This is a genomic window from Marininema mesophilum (genome assembly GCF_900106775.1).
In the GTDB taxonomy this organism is placed as follows: Bacteria; Bacillota; Bacilli; order Thermoactinomycetales; family DSM-45169; genus Marininema; species Marininema mesophilum.
The window spans coordinates 1-23353 of sequence record NZ_FNNQ01000010.1 but is presented as its reverse complement, the minus strand read 5'-3'; the positions used below and the strand labels follow the sequence as shown (position 1 = coordinate 23353).

Annotated in this window: 14 protein-coding genes and 1 rRNA gene; 5 read left to right on the top strand and 10 right to left on the bottom strand. The window is 39.0% G+C overall.

The annotated features are described in order from the left end of the window. Nucleotides 1-282 precede the first annotated feature (282 nt). The 9 genes from BLV90_RS16695 to BLV90_RS10300 all read right to left on the bottom strand — a co-directional run bounded on the left by BLV90_RS16695 (nt 283) and on the right by BLV90_RS10300 (nt 17245). Nucleotides 283-606: a response regulator transcription factor gene (locus BLV90_RS16695; RefSeq protein ID WP_143035041.1), complete on the bottom strand. Its 324-nt coding sequence runs from the start codon at nt 604-606 to the stop codon at nt 283-285. Between the two features lie 389 nt (nt 607-995). Next, nucleotides 996-2033 (bottom strand): low-specificity L-threonine aldolase, encoded by a 1038-nt coding sequence (gene ltaE / locus BLV90_RS10335; RefSeq protein ID WP_091740340.1) that lies wholly within the window; start codon nt 2031-2033, stop codon nt 996-998. Between the two features lie 18 nt (nt 2034-2051). Further along, the gene (locus BLV90_RS10330; protein ID WP_091740337.1) at nt 2052-3278 is read right to left on the bottom strand and encodes an ATP-grasp domain-containing protein; all 1227 of its coding nucleotides are present in this window, start codon (nt 3276-3278) and stop codon (nt 2052-2054) included. Further along, entirely contained in the window at nt 3268-4338 is a 1071-nt protein-coding gene (locus BLV90_RS10325; RefSeq protein WP_091740334.1) for a cysteine synthase family protein, read from the bottom strand. The genes BLV90_RS10330 and BLV90_RS10325 overlap by 11 nt, the downstream gene beginning before the upstream one ends. 87 nt (nt 4339-4425) lie before the next feature. Beyond that, the gene (locus tag BLV90_RS10320) at nt 4426-5340 is read right to left on the bottom strand and encodes a GHMP family kinase ATP-binding protein (RefSeq protein ID WP_245726321.1); all 915 of its coding nucleotides are present in this window, start codon (nt 5338-5340) and stop codon (nt 4426-4428) included. Between the two features lie 18 nt (nt 5341-5358). Beyond that, nucleotides 5359-6840, bottom strand: a complete 1482-nt coding sequence (locus tag BLV90_RS10315; protein ID WP_091740331.1) for an argininosuccinate lyase — start codon at nt 6838-6840, stop codon at nt 5359-5361. A 119-nt stretch (nt 6841-6959) separates the two neighbouring features. Next, nucleotides 6960-10955: a non-ribosomal peptide synthetase gene (locus BLV90_RS10310; protein ID WP_091740329.1), complete on the bottom strand. Its 3996-nt coding sequence runs from the start codon at nt 10953-10955 to the stop codon at nt 6960-6962. Between the two features lie 15 nt (nt 10956-10970). Then, nucleotides 10971-11966, bottom strand: coding sequence for a TauD/TfdA family dioxygenase (locus BLV90_RS10305; protein WP_177168002.1), 996 nt, complete (start codon nt 11964-11966; stop codon nt 10971-10973). 95 nt (nt 11967-12061) lie between these two features. Further along, nucleotides 12062-17245, bottom strand: coding sequence for a non-ribosomal peptide synthetase (locus BLV90_RS10300; protein WP_091740323.1), 5184 nt, complete (start codon nt 17243-17245; stop codon nt 12062-12064). A gap of 728 nt (nt 17246-17973) precedes the next feature. On the opposite strand from BLV90_RS10300, the gene BLV90_RS10295 reads away from it, so the two are divergent. From BLV90_RS10295 to BLV90_RS10275, 5 genes are all read left to right on the top strand, one after another. After that, nucleotides 17974-18303, top strand: a complete 330-nt coding sequence (locus BLV90_RS10295; RefSeq protein ID WP_091740321.1) for a PadR family transcriptional regulator — start codon at nt 17974-17976, stop codon at nt 18301-18303. Continuing rightward, the gene (locus tag BLV90_RS10290) at nt 18290-18853 is read left to right on the top strand and encodes a DUF1700 domain-containing protein (RefSeq protein ID WP_091740318.1); all 564 of its coding nucleotides are present in this window, start codon (nt 18290-18292) and stop codon (nt 18851-18853) included. Before BLV90_RS10295 ends, BLV90_RS10290 begins: the two co-directional genes overlap by 14 nt. Continuing rightward, nucleotides 18846-19712, top strand: a complete 867-nt coding sequence (locus tag BLV90_RS10285; protein WP_091740315.1) for a DUF4097 family beta strand repeat-containing protein — start codon at nt 18846-18848, stop codon at nt 19710-19712. The genes BLV90_RS10290 and BLV90_RS10285 overlap by 8 nt, the downstream gene beginning before the upstream one ends. A 72-nt stretch (nt 19713-19784) precedes the next feature. After that, entirely contained in the window at nt 19785-20516 is a 732-nt protein-coding gene (locus BLV90_RS10280; protein WP_245726320.1) for an ABC transporter ATP-binding protein, read from the top strand. Beyond that, complete coding sequence (locus BLV90_RS10275) at nt 20479-22959, top strand: ABC transporter permease (protein ID WP_091740312.1); 2481 nt, start codon at nt 20479-20481, stop codon at nt 22957-22959. The genes BLV90_RS10280 and BLV90_RS10275 overlap by 38 nt, the downstream gene beginning before the upstream one ends. Before the next feature lie 303 nt (nt 22960-23262). On the opposite strand, the gene rrf is transcribed toward BLV90_RS10275, so the two are convergent. Then, a 5S ribosomal RNA gene (gene rrf / locus BLV90_RS10270) occupies nt 23263-23353 on the bottom strand; the annotation flags it as partial.

Below are 23353 nucleotides of genomic sequence, written 5' to 3'. Positions count from 1 at the left end.
GCACTTCTGCTTTTTGGATAATCAACACATCTGTGGCTAATTATATGTCGCAGATAAATATTAAAACAAACTTATCAAATACACATCAGTGATTCCCGCAAAGGATGAGGCTTCGATCAAAGTCCCTACACACTAAATCGGATGTAGCACTCCCCCAATTAACGAGAGACTGCCCTAAACTAGGGTGTATCTATAATCATCTAAAATAATACTATTAAAACCCTGTTGAAAAGGAATATTTTATTCATATTTTCAATTGTACTTTTCATTGCGCTACCCTGTTTAACTTGTTTTATATTCATTATTTAACATAAGTAATTCTGTCGTTTTAACAGCTAATCCTACTCGTGATTTGACTCTTAGTTTTTGAATTGCTGAAGTAATATGTGACTCTACTGTACGTTTACTAATATAGAGCGTATCAGCAATCTCCTGATTGCTTTTGTCTTTAATAAGCTCTCTCGCTACTTTTTTTTCCATATTTGTGAGGGTAAAACATAGGCAAGTACTAGATTTCAAGGATTGAAATGAAGTAGAATCCTTTTTACAAATCTTACATAAATGTAATTCATTGTTTTCAATTAATTTGAAATCTAATTTACCCATACTCATTATCCCCCTTGATCGCTTCAGGCAGATTATTTTATTATTATTAATTTAAGTAAAAAAATGACATTAATGTATACATATTATGAAAGTATTTTGCAAAATGAGTATATCATATTGTTTTATTCTGGGCAATAATCATAAAGTCCTATATTGCTTAAATTTATATAAATCATAAAAATATTATATCGATATATAAACACGACTAAAAATCCCCTTCTATTTCTATAAATAGGGGGATTTGCAGCCGTGCGTATAGCTCAACACTTCCTTCGTTTCATCCGTAGAGATTGTAATCTGTCCATCAGATGACAGCAATTCTAGATTCGCATCTTAGTTATTCTCCTTTCAGATGTGTCTGCTCCTGATTATAGATCATAATACTCTACCTACTTGTCCATTATTTTTTGTATCACATCGAGTACCTCGTCTACCTCTTTCCCAGTCACCCCACGATGAAAAACAGCGCGAATTCTACCATGGCCTAAGGTCTCTATTGCAATTCCATTCGCTTTTAACTTTTCTATAAATTTTTCCGGTGTAAATTGAGGATCAGTCACCCGAAAAAACACAATGTTTGTCTCCACTTGTTTCAAATCCAATTCAATCCCAGTAATAAGTAACAATCCTTCTGCAAATTGACGCGCACGCTTATGATCTTCTTCTAACCGATCAACCATATTGTTCACTGAAATAATTCCAGCAGCTGCTAATACACCTGCTTGTCTCATTCCTCCTCCCAACAATTTGCGCCACCGCCGAACATCTTTGATAAATTTGCGACTCCCTACCACCATAGAACCAATTGGAGCAGATAACCCCTTTGATAGGCAAAATTGAATGGAATCCGCATACTTCGCAATCTCTGATACAGGACATTTCAATGCAACGGAGGCATTGAAAATTCTTGCTCCATCCATATGGATGGGAAGAGATCTTTCATTCGCAAATCGCCTTACGGAATTAAGATATTCAAAAGGTAATACTCTCCCCCCACAACGATTGTGCGTATTCTCCAAACAAATTAAGGATGGAAGTGCAAATTGCGGGTCTTCTGGGTCAAAATCAAAAACTTTCTCCAAATCCTCCAGCAATAGTCTGCCATCAGACTGTGTGGGGATCGGTTCATAGATAACTCCACCACATACCGAAGCTCCACCCGCTTCATATATAAATATATCTGATTCATTTCCAACTAAAACCTTAGAACCTCTAGGGCAATGAGCCAAGATAGATGTTAAGTTCGCCATGGTTCCACTAGGTAAAAAGCAAGCAGCTTCTTTATTAAACATTTCAGCTACCTGTTCTTCTAATTGGTTAATCGTTGGATCTTCTCCATACACATCATCCCCAAGTGGAGTTTTCACCATAGCTTGTAGCATTTTTTCCGTCGGAAGTGTAAACGTATCACTTCTTAATTCAATCATAAACCACTTTACCTCCTACTATATTTTTGTCCTAATTTTCGAAAGAGCCTCATCCATCTTTTTCTTAACTTCTATACTAGAACTTCCTTTGGCAACAATATACCCTAGACGATCATAGGCATTTTGTGGAGGACGAATTTTTTTTCCTTTTTGTGCAGTTATAACAATCTGTTCGATACCTGATATTTCCCTAGCTTTCTCCACTCCATCAAAGCCATTAAAAACACCGGAAGTATTAGTGGTTAAAAACCGTATTCCTGATACTTTCCTTTTGGACTCCGATATATGAAAAGAACTTCCAGATACCATCCGGATTTGTTGATCCAATAAATCGACTCCAGTAGAAATACGAATCAGCTCAGGAATCATCCCACCAGCTAATCGTGCATTAATCTCTATAACGGATGCCCCTTGGGGAGTCCATTTCACTTCAGTATGACTGGGACCAAACCTATGCTGGACCGCTTGTAATGCTTTGATCACTGTGTTTTTTATATTTAGTATTTGTTCCCCGGACAATGGTGCAGGAAAGATGTGTCCTGCTTCCACAAAGTATGGATTGCCGATAATTTCTTTTTGAGTGATTCCTATAAAATGGATATCGCCTTTATCAGAAAACATTTCTACACTAAATTCAGGAGCATCTACATATTCTTCAATTAATACAGATTGCTCAGTGGATTGGCCTCGTACATTTATGTGAACACCTAAGAGTTCTTGTGTGTGTGTGATTACCTCAACTATGTCATGACACAGTTTAACACCATTGGATCCACTATCATCAACCGGTTTTACTACAACAGGATAAGAAATCAAAGTGGATATCTTTTGTAATTCAATTTTAGAATTAACAATCCAGAACTTAGGTTGCAAAACTTGATGTTGGTCCAATGCCATTCGAGATAAACCTTTATGTCGACAAGTACGAATAGTCTTAGGTGAATTTCCCTGTAGTTGATAAACTTGTTGAAGCTCAGCTACAATTTCTAAGTAAAAATCGCTGGTGGTCGTGATCCCAATGATGTGGTCTGTCTGAAAAAATCGATCTATCTTTTTTTGTACTCGCCTTACGGAATTGGTATCACATTCTACAACCAAACAGTCTATATGACTAAGCCCTTGGTACCGGGTTGGATCATTTGTTAAGAATACTGGATAAAATCCCATTTCTTTGGTCCTCTTTAATGCTTTCATTCCTGAACCGGTAGTATTCGACTCAATAAAAAGAATCATATTATTCCCCAAATTCACAACCCTCTTCTTGATAAACTCCAGATAAAACCTGATCTTTTTCAAGAGTTGAATAGGACCAGCTCTTTACATGGGTTCTATATTGTACTTTTATAGGTTTAGCTGATACATCTACTGGTACTAAACCTTGCTTTTCACGATAGTCTCCATTGAAAAGGGTCTGAATATATCGATCTCCTCGATCTGGAAATATCCCCACGACATTCGTTCCGTTTGGTAATTGATCCCCAAGCCAACGCATAACAGCGTATACAGAACCAGAGCTGTTTCCAGTAAATAACTTTTCATTACGAGCTAACTCTAATGTCCAACCAAAGGCCTCAGAATCATTTAGCCAATGAACCTCATCAATTACTTCAAAGTCCACATTAGAGGGAATCAGGCTATTTCCTAACCCCCCTTGTAAACGTTTCGGATAATCTTCTTGATTAAAAATAGCACTCCCTACAGCGTCCACTGCTAACACTTTCAGGTTAGGGAAGTATTTCTTCAACTCTCTGGCGGTTCCCCCCAGTGAGCCCCCGCTACCAACAGCCCCTACTAAGACATCTACTCTTTCAAGATCTGTGATGAGCTCCTGTGCCAACTCTATGTACGAGGCTGGATTTTCTGGATTTTCATATTGTCTTAACCAAAAAGCATCGGGGTTCTCCTTTAAGAATTGAAATAAATATTCGAGTCGTGCACTCTGCCATCCGCCCTTTGACATGTGTTCGACGATATGGACATGAGCCCCTAAAGCTTGTAGTTTGGTTAAAGTTAATAAATCAATTCTTGGATCTGTTACAATATGAACCTCGTGCCCCAAATACGTTCCTACTAATGTTACACCTAAAGCCAATGTCCCAGAGGAACTTTCTACGATTGGCATTCCATCTTTTAAGACACCTGATTCTTTCGCCCGTAAGATCGTACGCTTTGCCACCCGGTCCTTCATACCAAACGGGTTCATCATTTCTAGCTTAGCGAATCCATTGGCCTTAGAATGTTTATTCAAGGCCAGGTGGATTAATGGGGTGTTACCAATGCTATCAATAATTCTATCGTTTAACATAAGCTATCCCCTATTCAAACCAATAGTGTCTATTTGCACGATTTCCCCATCTAACTGATCATAATTTCGTTATCTATTTAGGGATAATTACACATCCGATTCAAAACTTAATGAATGGGAAACGATAATTTCTTTACTACATTTCGATAGTGCATTATAAACCTGGTCGTATTTTTCTTGATAAAAAGGATCCTTTTGAGATAGAAGCAGCCCCATACAAGTGCCACTATGTGCTACAACAACGCCTAGACAATTGTGAACCCTAGACAATTCAATTATATACTCCAAATTTCTCTTAGGATTAATACATTGATTTAAAATTGCACTTTGCGTCGCAACTCTTCCAATCATATTTAAATCATTCTTTTCAATCGCATCTTCAACCTGGTAATAGAGGCGTGTATACTCTTTTTTCACTTCCAATGGATAAACCTTAGGGAGTTGATTATATTTGACAGTATCTATTTCCCCACCTTCATCTATCCCCAAAATAGTAACCGTAGGAATACCTCCCAAAAAGCGGTGTAATTGAACTTTACGATGATAGAAAGAGACAATGCCTGAATACATCACACCATCAGACGGCTCTATTTCAGCCATAAACTGTTCAAGTAAAGGATTACTGATTTTGATATTCATACATTGTTCGATTGCGCGCGCTGTGGCTACTAAATCCGCTGAGGAGCTAGCTAGTCCTTTTCCTTCCGGAAGCTCACTCTCTATCCTCAGAACTCCTCCCGCACTAATGTTGAAATAGGCAAATAGACGTTTTGTTAGTAACAGTGATTTTGTCTTATAGGGAGGAAATACTTCAATATCCTCTTTGTCTTCTGTGGTCGTAAAAGTCGCCTTTGAATATCTAGAAATCGGAAATGTAACCAGAAAGTCTGAGCCGTCCTCTAACACACCCTGCAGTAATTCACCAAATGTCCCAAATGAATACCCTACACCAAACGATTTATGCTCCGATATTTCTGAATAGGATGGAAGTAAAGTAGACAATCTTTTTCTCCTCTCTCTCTATACGTTGAGCGATTTATCTAACTTTTTATTTACTAAACCTATCCTCTGATCACGCTTCTCTATTTCTATTTGAAGATCATTCAATGATTGTTCTTGAGTGCTGAGCATCTGAAGGACTCGGTCTGGTTGTGTCGAACCAACTGTTTTTTTATTCTGTAAATCGGCTTCATTAATAAAAATATTCGAAATAACCTCAGATTCAATCGAAACGGGAAAACCATAGTCACGACATAAGTCCTCTAGGTAATTTGAGTCACTTTCTGCTGGTTTTAGCTTCTTTTTCATTGCGTGAACAATATATTGTCCTGCAATGACTTGGGATTTTCTATATGGAATCTTTAAGTTTAAGGTGAGATAATTCGCCAAACTGAAGCCACCTAAAAACTCTTCTTTACATGGTTTGTTCATAGACTCATGGTTAAATTGGAGATGATCAAAAAAGACTTGCATCAGTAAAATAATGGATTGCACCGTCTCAAACATGGTTAAAACATGCTTATTAGCTTCTTTGGATACTTCGACTAAATTGCTATAAACCGTATTTCTTTGTCCCATGTGCATATCCATGTAATACGTGGTTAGATGCGCTGTACGCCCTCTTACTCTTTCTAAAATTGGAAAATTCTTTTTTTGAGGCATGGCTGACGAAATCCCCGACAGTCCATCCGGTAAATCAATCCAATGAAATTCACTACTCCCCCATTGAATAAAATCCGTAACAAACCGACTGATCATTACACCCCAATTTGCAAAAGCTGCTCCAATATCTAGTGACCACTTACGAGAAGCTACAGCAACCAACGAATGGTCCTCTATTCCATCGAAGCCTAATCGCACAGCCATCTCTTCTCGATCCCAATTCAATTCTTGTCCTGCCATCGCACCAGCACCTAAAGGACTATAATTATTTCTGTCCCAAATTTGAATCCAACTTTTAATTTCTTGGATAAGTTGGTCTGATATAGCGGATAGATAAAATCCTAAACTAATCACTTGAGCAGATTGATAATGAGTATAGCCAGGCATCGGATTATGTGCATTTTTTTTTGCTAATTCTATGACTTTGCTTGCCAGTTTCATACTAGTTTTAGCAACTTGTAATAGCTGTTGTCGACCAAGCATTTTTTGTGCACAGGCTTGATAATCATTACGACTACGGTCTACATGCCAAGTTGCTACAGGGCGTTCCACCATTTGTTCAACACTTTTTTCAATTGAAAAGGCTATATCTGTCATACTCGTTTTTGCGATTTGTGAAATCATCTTCTCATTTATTTGATTTAATGCCTTAAGGACGTCTTGAATTTCTTTTTCTTCCATTAACCCCATGCGTTTATACTCAATGAGAAGTTCTTTTTCAATTTGTATATAATAAGGTAACAAATGTTTCACTTCATAATTTAATTGTGGGAACAAGACTTCTTCGATCATAATATTGTTAGGGTTTTCCGTTACTCTCCCTGAAAATTGAATCGTCATGATTTATATCCTCTCTGATCAGCAGTGTGTAAAAAGTACTAGGTTTAAAAAACCTAGTACTTTAAATTAGTAGAACTACTGGACCCCTAGGTTAAGTCCAGTGGATATCACTTGTCTGACTAGATCAGCAGTTGTTTAAACTTTTCAGCAAGACTATAGAAATGCGGATCATCCATTAATGTATTATGGGTTCCTGAAATAGAATGATGACAGATTTGCCCATCCGTACATTTATTCCATCCATTTGCATCAACCAGTGGATGTGGATTGTTTACCGCCTCCACTTCTGACACACCAAACAAGTGCAAGTTACTTTGAATAGGCTGTAGATATTCTTTCGAATCCCTGTAATGATCCCGAGCAATTGAGTTCGCAATCCGTAAATCCATATGACGAGAAAAATTTTCCAATGTCCACCATTCAGGAAATTCATCTCTGTTCTTGGATTGCATATAAATGAACTCGATTGCCTCCTCTTGTTTCATAGCTTGAAGTGTTGATTCTTTTATTCCTAAAATCTCCGCCATTCGATCAAACACGCGAATAATAGGGGGATTGTGATTAACGACAATATCAGGAGCTACTACATCAATCAGTCCAAGGAACTCAATTTGCTCACCTATCGATTCAAAGCGGCGCGTGATTTCTAGAGCAATATATCCTCCTAGTGACCAACCCGCAATACGGTAAGGCCCTTGTGGAAAAGCTTGACGGATTTCAGAAACATACCGATCTGCCATTTGACTGATCGTGTTGAGTGGTTGTTCGTCTGATTCAAAACCAACCGATTGCAATCCGTAAACCTGTTGTTCGAACCCAAGGGCTTTCACAAACTTATAATATGGAAGTACACTCCCGCCGCCAGGGTGAATCAAAAATAAGGGACGCTTTGTGCCGACTTCTTTATTTAGTTGGACCAAGCAGGAAGGTTTCGTTTCATCATGCCCATTTCGTAAGTAATTACAAATATGCACAATAGTAGGTGTCCCTAGGAATATATGAATTGGAATCGTAACCTGATATTGCTTTTGAATGGCAATCATGATATCGAGTACCTTGAGTGAATGGCCGCCAACTTCAAAGAAATTATCATGAATCGAAATATTTTGTCGCTCAAGAACTTCCTCCCAAATGCGTACGACTTCTAGTTCATACTGGTCACGAGGCCCAACATAAGTGCTATTGGTCGAAGTAGAGGGTAGCTCTAAACTAGCTAACTTTTTGCGATCTATTTTTCCATTTAAAGTTAATGGTAAACTTTTTAATGGAACGTACAGTGAAGGAATCATATATTCAGGTAAGAAATCATTTAGATGCTTACGTAATTCCTTTGTGTTTACTTCTTGTCCTTCTGAGGGTACATAGTATACGGCAAGACTCTTTTCATTTGAGGAGTCATCTAGTGTAATCACTGCAGCAGCTTCAATCAGAGGATGCCTGCAAAGGTTCGCTTCAATTTCCCCTTGTTCAATTCGAAAACCACGGATTTCTATTTGATCGTCCATTCTTCCAATAAATTCAAGGTTTCCATCGGGTAAGCGTCGTACTCGATCCCCTGTTTTATATAAACGGAGTGATGAATCATCACTGAACGGATTTGCAATGAATCGTTCCTCTGTTAAATCAGGGCGATTTAAGTAGCCACGAGCAACACCCTGGCCACCGATATACAATTCACCTGGTACATTCAAGGGTGAAGGTTCAAGATGTTCATCCAATACGTAAAGCTGTGTATTCGCAATTGGCTTACCAATAGGAATGTTTCCTTCTATCCGTTCAGACACCACTTCGAACGTACAGCAACCACAAACTGTTTCCGTAGGCCCATAATGGTTAATGATTAATGTATCAGGAGCATATTTTAACCATGGTGCAATATATTCATAGGATAGTGCTGCCCCCCCTATGACAAACACGTTAGCTAAGCCATTCATCTCGTCTGGCTTTATTGTCTTGGATAATAATTGAAGGTGCGCCGGAGTGATCTTGATAAGGCTAAACCCCTTATTCTGCAGAAGTGCTTGTTTTAGCCCCTCAATTCCCTGCTCTTTTTCAAGGATTAATAAACGTTTACCCGCCATTAATGAAGGAAATAAACTCGTGATCGTTAAGTCAAAAGACAATGTAGAGTGCAAAATAGATCCGTGTCCATCTTTTACACGCAGTGTATCTGTAGCCCATGAGACATAATTCATTAAACCTTTATGTTTTACCATTACTCCTTTAGGATTGCCTGTCGAGCCTGAGGTATAAATAACATAAGCAAGATTCTCTCCAGTAACCTCACAAACGGGTTTTTCTGAGCTTTCTTGTGATACTTTATCCCACTCTTTATCTAAAGAAATACATTCAGCTTGTGTTGTTGGAAGGGAATCTACATGATTGCTATCTGTTAATACAATGGATACTTTTGAGTCATTTAACATGTATTCGATACGACTCTGCGGATAACTAGGATCTATCGGAACATAGGCTCCTCCTGCTTTCAATATACCTAAGAGCGCTACAATGATCTCTAAAGACGGCTCCATTGAAATCCCGATGAGTGTATCAGGACCCACTCCACGATTTTGTAGAAAGTGTGCCAGCTGATTCGCACGTCGATTTAGATCCAGGTACGTTAAATGCTTGTTCTTAAATTCAAGCGCTACGTTATCAGGATTACTCTCTGCTTGCTCTTCGATGATTTGATGCATGAACAGATCATGTGATGCTTTCCCATCTGTTTTGTTCCAATCAACAAGGACTTGTTTTCTTTCTTCTTCTCCCAAGAGTGGCAGTGTCGCAATAGGATGATCCACATTTTCCAATGCATGCTCAAGAAGTATTTGATAATGCCTCATCATGCGAATGATCGTCTCTTCCGAGAAAAGATCCGAATTATAATCCAAATACCCCTGTAATGTATGTTCGACTTCTGTAAACATGAGATTCATATCAAATTTTGACGTGGAACGATGTAGATTCAGGCTCTCTATTTTTAACTCTTCAAGTTCTACTGCTTCTTCAAGTGGGGCGTTTTGAATCTGAAACATGACTTGAAAGAAAGGAGAATGGTTTCGATTCGGTTGTAACTCTTCTATAAGCTTTTCGAAGCGAATGTCTTGATGTGAATAAGCACCCATAACAACCTTACGAACTCGAAGCAATAGCTCTCTAAATGTTAGGTTCTCAGATAAATTTGTGCGTAAGACAAGCATATTAATGAAAGGCCCAATTAGTCCCTCCAATTCTTCTTGATACCGTTGTGAAGAGGGGGTTCCCACTAAAATATCCTTTTGTCCGGTATAACGATGTAACATCATTTTAAATACAGTTAACATGGTAACAAAAATTGTACTTTCTTCTTTTTTTGAGAACTCTTTGATTTGGTTACTTAAGTGGGAGGAAATTCGAAAGCAATATGTGGATTGGTTATTTTTACTGATTTCACGTTTATAATCTGTGGGAAGTTCTAAAACAGGTAAATCGCCATCAAGTTGTTCCTTCCAATATTTTAATTGTTTCTCGATGACGCTATCATTTAGCACATTTCGTTGCCATTGGGAGTAATCAACGTATTGTATAGACAAATCCTTCAATGAAGATGGTTTATCTCGAACAAAATCTCTATATAAAGCAACCATTTCTTGAAGTAAGATCCCATTTGACCAACTATCTGTAATGATGTGATGTTTAACAATAATCAAATCGTGTACTTCGTTACTATGCCTAATCATGGAGGCACGGAACAACGGACCCTTCTCTAAATCAAAAGGTTTTGTAATATACTCACGATAAAGTGCATTTCCTTTCGATTCTTCAATCGGAAGTACCCAATTTGAATGTGGATGGACAACCTGTAAAACACCGTTGTCACTATTCTCAAAAGTCGTTCTTAACAACGCGTGACGCCGAATGATCTCATTGATGCTTGCTTCTAATGCAACAATGTCTAGTTTTCCTTTTAAACGTAAAGGAATCGTTACATGATATGCATCACTATCTGGAGCCATCTGATGAGCCATCCACATACTCTGTTGTGCAAAGGAAGCCGGGTATTTTTTAATTTCCTCTTTCAATAGCCGCTTCAGCAAATCTTTTTTCTGTTCAATGGTTAGTTCATTGATGTTCAAAATTGAATCACTCCTTCACCCTTTAAATAACTCACCCATCGCAACAAGGGTTTTCCGTTCTCCTTTGAAAGGATTCCTACCATGTGCCACTAGCATGTTGTCTAACATAAGCACGTCCCCCTTTTGCCATGGAAAGACCACTTTCTCCTGTTCGTATGCACGACGAATGATTTCAATCACTTCATCTTCAATCGGTGTGCCATCACCATAAAATGTGTTGTATGGCATCCCCTCCGAGCCGAACCAATCTAAAAACATCTTACGATTTTGAGGTTGGAGACTAGACTCATGATAGAAAGAAATATGATTAAACCAAAGGTTTTCATCTGTAATAGGATGTTGGCGTACTGCTTTACGTACCTGCCTAGTGCGTAGACAATTGTCATTGATCCACTCAAATTCAAGATCATTGCTAGCGCAATACTTTTCTACATCCTCTTTCTGTGTTGAACCCACTACTTGCTGCAAAGATAAGCCAAATCCGTTACCAAAATTCCGAATTAACATCCATCCTTTTTCGATAAATCGTTTTCTAATATCCTCCGGAATCCGATTAAATACATTTCTCATGTCCGCTACTGGTGTTTCGCCGCCCACCTCGGCTACTTGTACTGAACAAAACCAGATCTTACGAGGCCAAGATGAGGAATAAGACATCTCATTATGTAACAATATTTCTTGGTCATTTGGATGTTCGGTTGAAGTATATACTTTGTCCTGGATATTAGTTCGCGGGGAAGTAGGCTCGTTATACTGTAAGAGCTCATTACCAGTTTGAGCGAGAAAATGGTGAAAATCTCTTTCATTTTCAATCGAAAAACCTCTGAATAATAAACCACCGTATTGAAAAAGTAAATCGTCGATTGATTTTTTATTATTTTCAACCCATTCCTCTAGTTCTACATCACTCCCTAGCGCCTGAACGAGAACAGGAAGAGTTCTTCCTGTTTCTATGGGTTCAATAACGACTCGCTTATCATCTACAAAGTCATTAAATGTAATATTTGTCATTGTACATAGCATCTCCGTTTCCAATCATGCGAATATAACCTTATTTAACCTATATCCACATTTGTAATAGATATCATCATTCGAATGTACCTTTGTCATTTCAAACTGTCCTGATTTAACATACCTTGGAGCATTGCTTCTATCTCTTCATTTGAAAGATTATCGATCGATTCACTTTTCAATTGCGGTTCAATTGCACTGATCGGTTCAACAAAGAGCGAGCTATTTTGACGATTTCTGACCAACTCAGCCAACTTTTCCACGGTCGGAAATTCAAAAAGGTGCGCAACAGGTAAGTCGACAGCGAAACTCTTACGAATGCGAGCAACCACCTGTACGGCTATTAATGAATGCCCACCTAGAGAAAAGAAGTTATCCGTTATTCCTACTTCCTCAACTTTTAGCAGTGATGACCAAATCTCGCAGATCTGTTTTTCTACTTCATCGTTCGGTGGAACATACACCGTTTTTGGCATGTCGATTACTGGATCTGGCAATGCTTTTCGATCTACCTTCCCATTGGGGGTAAGGGGCAAGCGTGGAAGAAACATATAACCAGAGGGTTGCATCGAAACCGGTAGTTCTTGTGCAATATATGCCCTTAATTCCTCATCTTTGATCGCATCACTGGATAGAGGCACGATATAAGCACATAACTTATATTCACCGGCTTGATCTTTATATGGGATCACGACACACTGATTAACTGCTGGATGTTTAGAAATAACCGCTGCAATTTCATTTGGTTGAACCTTGACACCACGAATTTTAACCACATCATCTGTTCTCCCCAAAATCTCCAAGGTACCATCAAACCTATACCTTCCAATATCTCCAGTGTAGTAGAGGGAATCATTTGTATCTTTTCTAAAATGATTCAATCGAAATACACGTTTCGTCTCATCTGGAGAATTATGATAGCCCAAGCTACGGAAAGGTGTCCGGATCACGATCTCCCCAACTTCCCCGACTCCACATAAATTTCTATTCTCATTTAAAATTAGAATTTGAGTTTGAGGAATAGGCTGACCGATGGATAATATTCCTTGTGGGGGAGACTCAGGTACAATATAGAAACATTTTGCAAGTGATGTCTCTGTAGGGCCATATAGATTAACAAGTGAGCCCGCTTCCTTGAATTTACTTCTCCATTTTTCTACTAGTGCTCCTGTGAGGGGCTCCCCAGCAATAAAGATCCACCTTAACGAAGCTAATGACGAATCTGATCGTTGATCGATTACCCAGGATTGCAGGATAGAAGGCACCGTATGGATTAGAGAGATCTTCTCTCTTTCTACCCAAGAAAATATAGTTTCCCCATTTAAATCATATGGATCTTCTGGTATGCATAAGGTACCACCACTGATTAATACCAATAGGGTATCTCTCAAATAGACATCAAAAGACAAATTCGTGAGTTGAGCAGCCCGATCCCCGGAATGAATATCAAACTCTTTCTGTTGCCACATGAGAAAATGACTAAGCCCTTGATGACTGCCCAATACTCCTTTGGGTTTTCCTGTAGTACCTGAGGTGAAGAAGATATAAGCGGGATCTCCATCCATTTGATCGGCAAATTCATTGATCCTGACTGATTTTTTATTTTCCAATGAATGAATGACTAAGTTTCTTTTACTATTTACTGATTGTAAATCCTTTGGAATATCAATCAACCATGAAGCAGTAGCTTCCTCAATGAATAATTGTTGGCGTGACGCAGGTAACATAGAATCGACTAGCAAGAGAACCCCATCTACTTGCCAAATTCCTAACATGATTGGTATGAGAGAATGACCACGTTTGCCGCGTACCGCTATGACTTGTTTTGGCTGAACTCCACGTGTACGGAGTAACTCGGCTACTTTATTCGCCTCTTCAACCAACTGACTATAGGTGTAATATTGAACTCCTTGTTGAATGGCTACTTTCTGAGGTTGCTGCTGTGCGTGATCGATAATCTGATGATAGACCTTTTCTACTTTCGGCCGATCTAACTCTATCGTTGGATCTGGAAGTAAACCATCCGTATTTTTTCCTACCAATGAATATCCATAGATTGGTTCATCGGATTCTTCCATCATCTGTTCCAGTAAAAGTTGATATTGTTCTAACCACACTTCAATACGTTGAGTAGAAAATGCATCAGGTTGATGAACAAGATTTAATACCAATTCCTGATCGGTCTCAACAATATACAAAGTGAGTAAGAATTTGGATTCAGGTTCTAACCACTCTAGCGGTTCGACTCTTAAATCAGGCAAATTCCATGTGGGATTTTTGGTGTTCTCGAAATTTACATAGTTTACAAAAACATCGAATAACGGACTTCTACTTAAACTACGATTCGGCTGTATCTCCTCAACTATCGTTTCAAATGGGATATCTTGATGAGAAAAATCGTTAATCACATGATTACGCACCTGATGAACGATTTTTTTAAAGCTCATCTTACTTGACAATTGCGTTCGCATAACGACTGTATTTAAAAACATCCCAATCAAAGACTCTAGATGCTGATTATCTCGATTGATCACTGGGGTTCCAACCAGAATATCTTCTTGTCCCGTTAGACGATGAAGCAGTACTTTAAAGCCAGCCAACATCGTCATAAATAAAGTTGCCCCTTGTTTTTCACTCCACTTTTTTAATTGATCAGTCAACTGAATCGGTAGCTTATGAGTGTACAGTTTTGAAGTTGGTTCAGGCACCTGATCCTTTGGTAGTGAAAGCACAGGAATATCCCCATCTAATCTCTTCTTCCAATAAGCAAGTTGTGTTTGAAAGTCATCGTTTTTCATCCACTGCTGTTGTGAATAAGCATAATCTGCATACTGGTAAGTTAAATCCGGAAACGAAGGCTCGCTATTTTTTACAAATGCTTCATAACATTGGGTAAGTTCCTGCTTTAAGATGTCTAATGACCAACCATCTGAAAAAATGTGATGAATATTAATGACTAATGCATGCTCTTCCAAATCTAAACGAAGCAGATAAGCTCGAATTAAAGGGGCTTGGCTAAGATCAAAGGGACGTCTTGCCTCATCGTGATACCATTCTTTTGCTCTGTCTATCCGTTGATCTCCAGCATAACTAGTAAAATCAATCAGCGGTAGTTCCATCATGCACGAGGGATTTATTACTTGAACTGGACCATCATCTGTATTTTGAATACTTGTACGAAGCGACTCATGCCGTTCAATGATATGTTGCAAACTTTGATTGAGAGCTACTTTGTTGAGTCGACCTTTCAAATTAATAATCATCGGCATATTATAAGCCGTATTCTCTGGGTCTAATTGGTTTAAGAACCATAGTCTTTGTTGAGCATATGAAAGTGGGATCGGTTGAGTTCGATCACTTAACATTATTTTTTTTATATGTCCTTTGACATTTACATCTCGGTCAAGGGTGGACGATAACTTTTCGACAGTTGGCGATTCAAAAACGGTTCGCAAGGGTATTCTTACCCCAAATGTCTCTTGGATACGAGAAACCAACTTAATAGCTAATAAGGAGTGCCCTCCTAAAGAAAAGAAATTATCATGAATTCCTATCCGACTTAGCCCTAGAATTTGATTAAATATCTCTGCTATTGCCTTTTCAGTGTCCGTTCGAGCTTCGACAAATTCACTATCTGAAACAATCTGCGCCTCATTCGGTTGTGGCAAAGCCCCTCTATCAATTTTTCCATTTGCATTTAGAGGCATTTCCTCTAAGAACATGTAATAACTCGGAACCATATAGTCGGGTAGTTGACTCCTTAAATAGGATTGCAACTCTCTTTGAGACACTTCTACTCCATGACTAACAACATAAGCAATTAAACGTTTAATTTGGTCGCCTTTTCCCGAAACTTCTACAATAACATCTTTTATACCGATATAATTTCTTAAAACACTTTCAATTTCACCTAATTCGACTCTCATCCCACGAATTTTAATCTGATTATCTTTTCTACCTAAGAACATGATGGATCCATCAGGTCGATAGAACCCTCTATCACCTGTCTTATACATCCTTGTACCTGGAACAAAAGGATTTGAGATAAACGCTTCATTTGTTTTATCGGGCTGATTCAAATATTCTCGAGCAAGTCCTACTCCACCCAAAAAAAGATCTCCTGCCACACCAACAGGGACTGGTCTTAGTAACGAATCTAAAATATATACGTGATTGTTATCAAAAGGGCGACCAACAGAAATAATCCCCCCTAGTAAAACATCTTCTTCTGTACATTTATGAACCGTTGAGTCAATCGATACTTCCGTAGCCCCCCAAGAGTTAAATAGATCCCCGGGCATTTTATCCAAAAAACTGCCTACTAAACTTGCCGGAAGAGCTTCGCCACTCGATACAACGACTCGTACAGTAGATAATCGCTCCTTGTCCTCCTGTGTAATCGCATTCAATATCATTCGTAACATACTAGGTACGAACTGAATCACAGCAACTTGATACTGAATAGCTGTATCTAATATCGCTCTAGGGTCCCGATGAAGGCCGGGTTCCATTAAAGCAATTTTTGCACCTACCATTAAAGGCCAAAAAAATTCAACCGCCGCATCATCAAACGTGAGTGTTGTTTTCTGTAAGACAGTTTCTTCAGCTGTTAACCGATGTTCTCTCTGCATCCAACACATGCGATTAACCCATCCACGGTGTGTACTAACTACACCCTTTGGTTTTCCAGTAGACCCCGAAGTATAATAAATGGATATCGATTGGTCGGGATCAAAATCAATATCTAAATTCTCTTGAGAAAAGGATTGTAAGAGATCACGCTGCTTTTCTAGAACAAATGGCTGTACTCTGTTAACATCTGAGAGTTTATTCTCTAGATGAGGTTGTGTTATGCAAATAGGGGCTTGTGCATCTTCCAGTATATTCCCCAACCGCGCGGACGGACTTTCTACATCTAATGGCAAGTACGCCCCTCCAGCTTTTAATATCCCTAACAAAGTGACCACTAAATCCACAGATCGTTCCATTAACACCCCTACTACTGTATCCTTTTTCACCCCCATTTCCCTTAGATAATGCGCCAATTGATTGGAACGACCGTTTAATTGATCATAATTTATTTGTTCATCTTTGAACGTGACAGCAATATTAGCTGACGTTCGCAAAACCTGCTCCTCAATTAAATGATGCAATCCTTTTCCACTAGGATATTCAACCGCTGTATCATTCCACTCCAATAAAATCTGTCTATATTCTTCATCGGTCAAAATAGATATATTTTTTACTTTTTTTTGTAAATTATTAAATAAGTAACTCATCGTTTAAACTCCTTTTAGATTAATAACCAATTAAATATTAAAAGCAATCCATTATTTCATCAATCGATTTCTTTATTTAATAAACATAAAATGTGCATTCATTTAAATTGTTTTTTATATTATATGTTTATATCAATCATATTAATATAAGTATTTACCGCAATTTCTTCCTGAGTTTACACATGCTATTCTTATACATATCTATTTATCAGCTTTTATTTAAGGGTAATTTTATGTTATATATCTTAATAATATACAAAAAAATATTAAATTTTACAATAACATTTTACAGTTATTAAAGGAATGAATTCAGAAATTCCCAAAGATGAATTTGTCACCTCATAGGACCCAGTGGATCTATTGAAGGGGAAAAGGGAGCAACGGATTTCGGGGTCAATCCTCCATAAAATAGAAAATGACTCTGACGATTATTTTCTATGCAAACTGATGGAAACTGATCATTTCCGATTTGCCTACGAAAAAAGGCCGCAAACCCTTATGTATCAAATGAATGCGTCCTTTTTTGCATAAAAAAAGAAATGGAATTATGAATTGCTTCATTATAACTGAATTCATGCCATTTTATTAAGGGGGTTGTAACATTACAAACGGTATGTTATTATGCAATCGTTAGTACATTGCATTGTTTAGTACCATGTATTATACTTCGAGAGTATGTTCTTTACCTCCCAATATTTAATTACCTGCAGGAGGCCGGGTGATCCTCTGTGAATGTCCAATTTAAAAAAGGCGTTCTCACATTGTGTGTGTTGGTTCTGACGCTGAAAAAGGATCGGTACGGGTATGAGTTGGTCGATCATATCTCAGAGAAATTCCTGATTGCCGAAGGAACGATCTATCCTATTTTGCGGCGCTTGACCAAAGACGGTTATTTCACCACTTACCTATCTGAATCCAAGGAAGGGCCACCGCGAAAGTATTATCAGCTGACAGAAGCGGGGAAGCTGTACGCGGAGGAGTTGATTGGGGAGTGGGAGACATTTAACAAAGGGGTCGATCAATTGATCAAGGAGGGACTGGATCATGATGAAGGATGAGTTTCTGAAGAAACTCCGCTCACACTTGGTAAAAATTCCAGAAAAGGAAAAACAAGAGATCCTGTCCGACTATGTAGAACACTTCCAACACGGTTTTCATAAGGGAAGAACAGAGGAGGAGATGGTCAGGACACTGGGCGACCCCAGGAAAATCGCTAGGGAACTGATTGCGGACTACCATCTAGAGCGGGCGCAGGAAAATCAATCTTTTGTCAGTCTGTTTCGTGCGACTTTCACCTTCCTGGGGCTTGGATTTTTTAATCTAGTGTTTATGCTGGGGCCACTGATCATTGTTCTCTCCGTAATTTTTTCTATGTATGTCACGTCCTTGATTCTGTTGATCACCCCCTTGTTCGCCATCGAGGCACTGCTGATGGAGTCCAGTCTACTGGAGTTTTTGCTCAGACTGCTCACTAGTTTAATCGGTGCCGGTGTGGGCTTATTGCTAGGCATGGGAACGGTTCGCTTCTCCCGTACGTTTTTCGGATGGTTTATCCGTTATTTGAAATCCAATCTGAACATCATCAAAGGGGTGAACAAACATGCGTAAGATTGTGAAACTTGCTCTGGCTTTGATCGTGGTTGGTTTGGTCGGGGTGTTGGGCCTGCTGTTCGCAGGGACGGGATACGGAAGTCAAGATGTAAATATCGAGAAAACATTTAAAGAAAAAAATGTAGATCAACTGTCGGTGGAGAGCAATTTGGCCGATGTAAAAATCCATCCCGGTACTAGTGAGCAAATTAAGACAAAACTGGTGGGACAAAAAAACAAAGGGGTGAATGTGGATCTTCAAACTTCAGAAAACAACGGAATAGTTAGACTAGATGCAATACAGAAACAGAAGAACCAGCTACTCGACTTTATTTCTGATAGGATGCACCCTCTGCAACTGCATGTGTATCTCCCGAAAAAACAATATAAATCCCTGACCGTTAAAACGAAAGTGGCAGTTATAGAAGTCGATCAAAAGCTGTCGGCGAAAAAATTAACGGTGCAAACGGATACTGGAGAAATCAAACTGAACGGATATGAGGGCAACCGGTTGAATGGGAAGACAGATGTAGGCGACATAACCCTTAAGGGAATCGATTCTCCGGTAGACGTGAAAACGAACACTGGCAATGTTGAGTTGGCTGCCGCTGACGGTTTCAAGGGGAATAACCGGATTAAAGCGGATATCAGCGATGTTATCATACGTACTTCAAAGGAGCCGATTTCTCTAAGGGTCGATCTTCATACCCAACTTGGCGATATTAAGACAGACTTTCCTATCTCTAGCGAAAATAAAGAGAACGATGATCTCGTAGAGAAACAAGTTAAGGGGTTCATCGGAAAAGAAAAACCAAATGGACAAGGTCCGACTTTAATGATTCAAACCGACAACGGCGACATCTCACTGAAAAAATAAGTGAAAAAGCCATATTTTTAACTAGAATCAGGAATATCTATCTATCAGCTTTTAGTTTAAGGAGGAGTTAATGTGATTCATCTGAATGATATACAAAAAACATATGAAATTGGCAAACACCCTTTTACAGTTATTAAAGGAATGAATTTAAAAATCCCCAAAGGTGAATTTGTCGCCATCATGGGACCCAGTGGGTCTGGAAAAAGTACGCTGTTGCAATTGCTAGGCGGATTAGATTCACCAACAAATGGAGAAATATTTATTGAAAAAACAAATATTCCCTCTCTTTCTGAAAAGGAGTTGACATATTTCAGACGCAGAAATATAGGGTTTATATTTCAAAATTATCAACTATTACCAACTATGACTGTTGCCGAAAATATCGCCTTTCCAATGGAGGCTGAGGGCATTTCAAAAAGTAAACAAAAGCGAAGAACGGCCGAACTTGTTCAAGCAGTTGACTTAGAAGACAAGATTAATTTTTTCCCTTCCCAGTTAAGTGGTGGACAACAACAACGTGTTTCCATCGCACGCGCTTTAGCCATGAATCCTCCATTAGTCCTAGCCGATGAACCCACAGGAAACTTGGATCGGAAGCGTGGAACGGAAATCCTTAATCTTCTGGATCGTCTGCATCGTGAAATTGGACTTACGATTGTGATGGTAACCCATGACCCTTATGCAGCAAGATTCGCAGAACGAATTCTACTCTTAAAAGATGGTGAAATCCAATCGGATAGTAGATTAGCGGAAGGAGTAGAAGATCATGTCATGGAAAATTTGCTGGCGAAACTTAATGCGTAAAAAGCTGCGGACATTCTTTACGCTTTTTGCTATAGTGGCCTGTGTCGCTATGGTACTAACTGTTTTTAGCTCTGTGGATTCAACTAAAAAATTACTTGACAAACAAATGCAAGAAAGTGAAGGAAATGCTAATTATGTAATCGAAAGCAAAAATAATACCCTTCCAATCGATCACCTATCGAAAGTCAAGCAAGTTGACGAAGTTACCGATGCTTTTGCTTCTCTATACATTTACACGCAATTTAACATACCCAGTCTAACTGAATTAAATAAGACGAATAACCGAGTAAGAATCACCGGTCTGAGTAGCATCAACAATAGCATGCGAAAAATAGTAGCCAAAGAAGGAGATGTGAACCAGCCAGGTGCCATCATCCCTGAAGGCGCAGCCCGTTTATGGAAAGTAAAGATTGGTGATAAAATCTCTTTTACTACCCCTACCGGTAAAAAAGAAATTCAGATAGCTGCGATTGTAGCCAATGGAGGTTTTTTTGAAAGCCCTTCCAATTGGGAAGCTGCTCAAGGAAAAAGTTGGAGAATTGTGATCCCATTAACCACCCTGCAAACATGGTATAAACAGGATCATCGCGTAAGTGAAATCCGTATCAAAACAACGCGATCCAATGAACAAGCAGAACATGCTCTCCAAAACGCGATCCAGGATAAAAGCGCCCTATTAAGACCTGTCGTTCTAGATGAGAAACAGACGAATCAAGTCGATGGTATCTATCAGATCCTATACTTGATCGGTGGTCTGATCATTTTCATAACTGGCTTCATCCTATTCAATACTTTCTATATGAGTATTGGGGAACGAAAGAAGGAATTTGCCATTATGAAAGCGATCGGATATCTCCCCTACCAGATTGGGAAATCTGTTATGTATGAAGTTTTCCTTCTTTCATCGATTGGACTATTGCTGGGCGTTCCACTTGGGATCCAGTTAGCAGACCTATTAAAAAATTTACTGTTCGCATCCTTTAATGCATCCTTTACGGTTCAGTCCGAGCTATCGTTTGCGATTGCAATGGCTATTCTTACAGGAATCGTAGTTCCTGTATTAGCTGCATTATTCCCCATGATCCAAGCTAGTCGCGTTCATGTCATGACGGTCATTAAAAGTTCGATGGGACCTCAGGTAAGTTCTAAGCGGAAGTGGCGAAGCTACTGTGGAATTTTGCTTATTCTGATCAGCTTTTTCACAAAGCAATATTTTGCTATCTTCCTATTAATCGGGCTTTTACTCGTATTCCCTGCTATTTTGCTAGCCTTTTCAAAAGCTTTCACATCGATCAATCATCGGATTTGGGGATTTGGCGGGCGTGTCGCTGCTAAAAGTATGACTCGCCACATCAACCGAACAGCAAATACATCGTTTATTTTAGCGATCGGGATTGTGTGCACCTTATTTGTTACGTCTTTCATTCAGACTTCAAACGATTATATGGAAGAGGTCATTCGAACAACTGCTGGTGGCGATATGAATGTAAGACTCCAAAGAACCGTAACGAATATAGATATAGAAGCAATGAAAAAGTTAAATGGTGTAGGGGATGTTACAACCTATAAGGAAGAGAAAGTCCCGTGGGAAACAACAGACCAACAACCCCGTCAATTTTCAGTTGTTGGGATCGAAGAGAGTTGGGCAAAAAAACATCCTCCTTTTCAATCACAAGAACAAACAACAGCGCAATTACTTAAAAAGTTGTCCAAACCTTATACCGTTCTCTTAGGTCGAGCTGCTTTTGAAGAATGGGGTGGAAAAGTAGGCGAGCCCATTCAAATGCAGACACCTAGGGGAAAAAAAGCATTTAAAGTCGTTGGGGTTGTAGATAGTTCGTTTGTGTTAAAATACAAAGGGTATCTAGCCTTTTCGTTAGATACAAATTTTCAAGGTGAGTTCGGTATGAAGGATGCAAAAAATATGTCGCTTACTTTTGAGAATGCGGGCAACGAAAACAAAATCAAGGAAGAAGTTCTGAAATATTTTGGAGGAGAATTATACGAACTGACGACTCCCGCTTCCAATCTGGAACGTGTGAAACAGTCTGGGGTAATGACTCCATTTTACGCACTACTTGTACTCGTTATTTTCATCTCAGGTATCGGCATTGTCAATACTTTGATGATGAACATTATGGAGCGAACACGGGAAATCGGTGTCATGCGATCCATTGGCCTTACTCATGGTCAAACCATCAAGATGATTCTTTCAGAAGGACTAATGATTGGCATCGCAGGAGTCATAAGTGGAATCGTATTAGGAATGATCACGATCTACTTATCCACAAATATGATCAACATCGACATCGAACCCATCATCCCATGGTTTGCAATTGCTTTTATCAGCGCTTTAGGATTATTTACGAGTATTTTTGCTGCTGTATTACCCGCTCGAAGAGCAACAAGGATTTCATTATATGAATCACTAAAGTATGAATAGAATCCTGATATATTAAGAACGCGCCCAAAAAGCGCGTTCTTTTTTGTTAACGTATCCTTACAAGTACATCTGAAACAGTCAATTGACAAACGCAATGAGAAACATTGTTTCCTTATAAACAACGATGGCCAAGCCGGGACTAATCAGTCCAGCTCTATAACCATTAGAATGATCCACTATTTCCTCCGCCCATTCAAATAAGCATCGCGCTATTTAACCGTGAATATATCATCAGTGATTGGAAACCCATGCAAAAAACCTGCTCCATATGCGGAACAGGTTTTTTTGCTTTACTATTATGTTGCCCGGCAACGTCCTACTCTCCCAGGGGCGCGAGCCCCAAGTACCATCGGCGCAGGAGGGCTTAACTTCCGTGTTCGGGATGGGAACGGGT

Excerpts from the sequence above, each read along its gene's own strand:
- ltaE (WP_091740340.1), bottom strand. The coding sequence starts at position 2,033 with ATGATTGAATTAAGAAGTGATACGTTTACACTTCCGACGGAAAAAATG.
- BLV90_RS10305 (WP_177168002.1), bottom strand. The coding sequence starts at position 11,966 with ATGACAAATATTACATTTAATGACTTTGTAGATGATAAGCGAGTCGTT.
- BLV90_RS10325 (WP_091740334.1), bottom strand. The coding sequence starts at position 4,338 with ATGTTAAACGATAGAATTATTGATAGCATTGGTAACACCCCATTAATC.
- BLV90_RS10315 (WP_091740331.1), bottom strand. The coding sequence starts at position 6,840 with ATGACGATTCAATTTTCAGGGAGAGTAACGGAAAACCCTAACAATATT.
- BLV90_RS10300 (WP_091740323.1), bottom strand. The coding sequence starts at position 17,245 with ATGAGTTACTTATTTAATAATTTACAAAAAAAAGTAAAAAATATATCT.
- BLV90_RS10290 (WP_091740318.1), top strand. The coding sequence starts at position 18,290 with ATGATGAAGGATGAGTTTCTGAAGAAACTCCGCTCACACTTGGTAAAA.
- BLV90_RS10285 (WP_091740315.1), top strand. The coding sequence starts at position 18,846 with ATGCGTAAGATTGTGAAACTTGCTCTGGCTTTGATCGTGGTTGGTTTG.
- BLV90_RS10275 (WP_091740312.1), top strand. The coding sequence starts at position 20,479 with ATGTCATGGAAAATTTGCTGGCGAAACTTAATGCGTAAAAAGCTGCGG.
- BLV90_RS16695 (WP_143035041.1), bottom strand. The coding sequence starts at position 606 with ATGGGTAAATTAGATTTCAAATTAATTGAAAACAATGAATTACATTTA.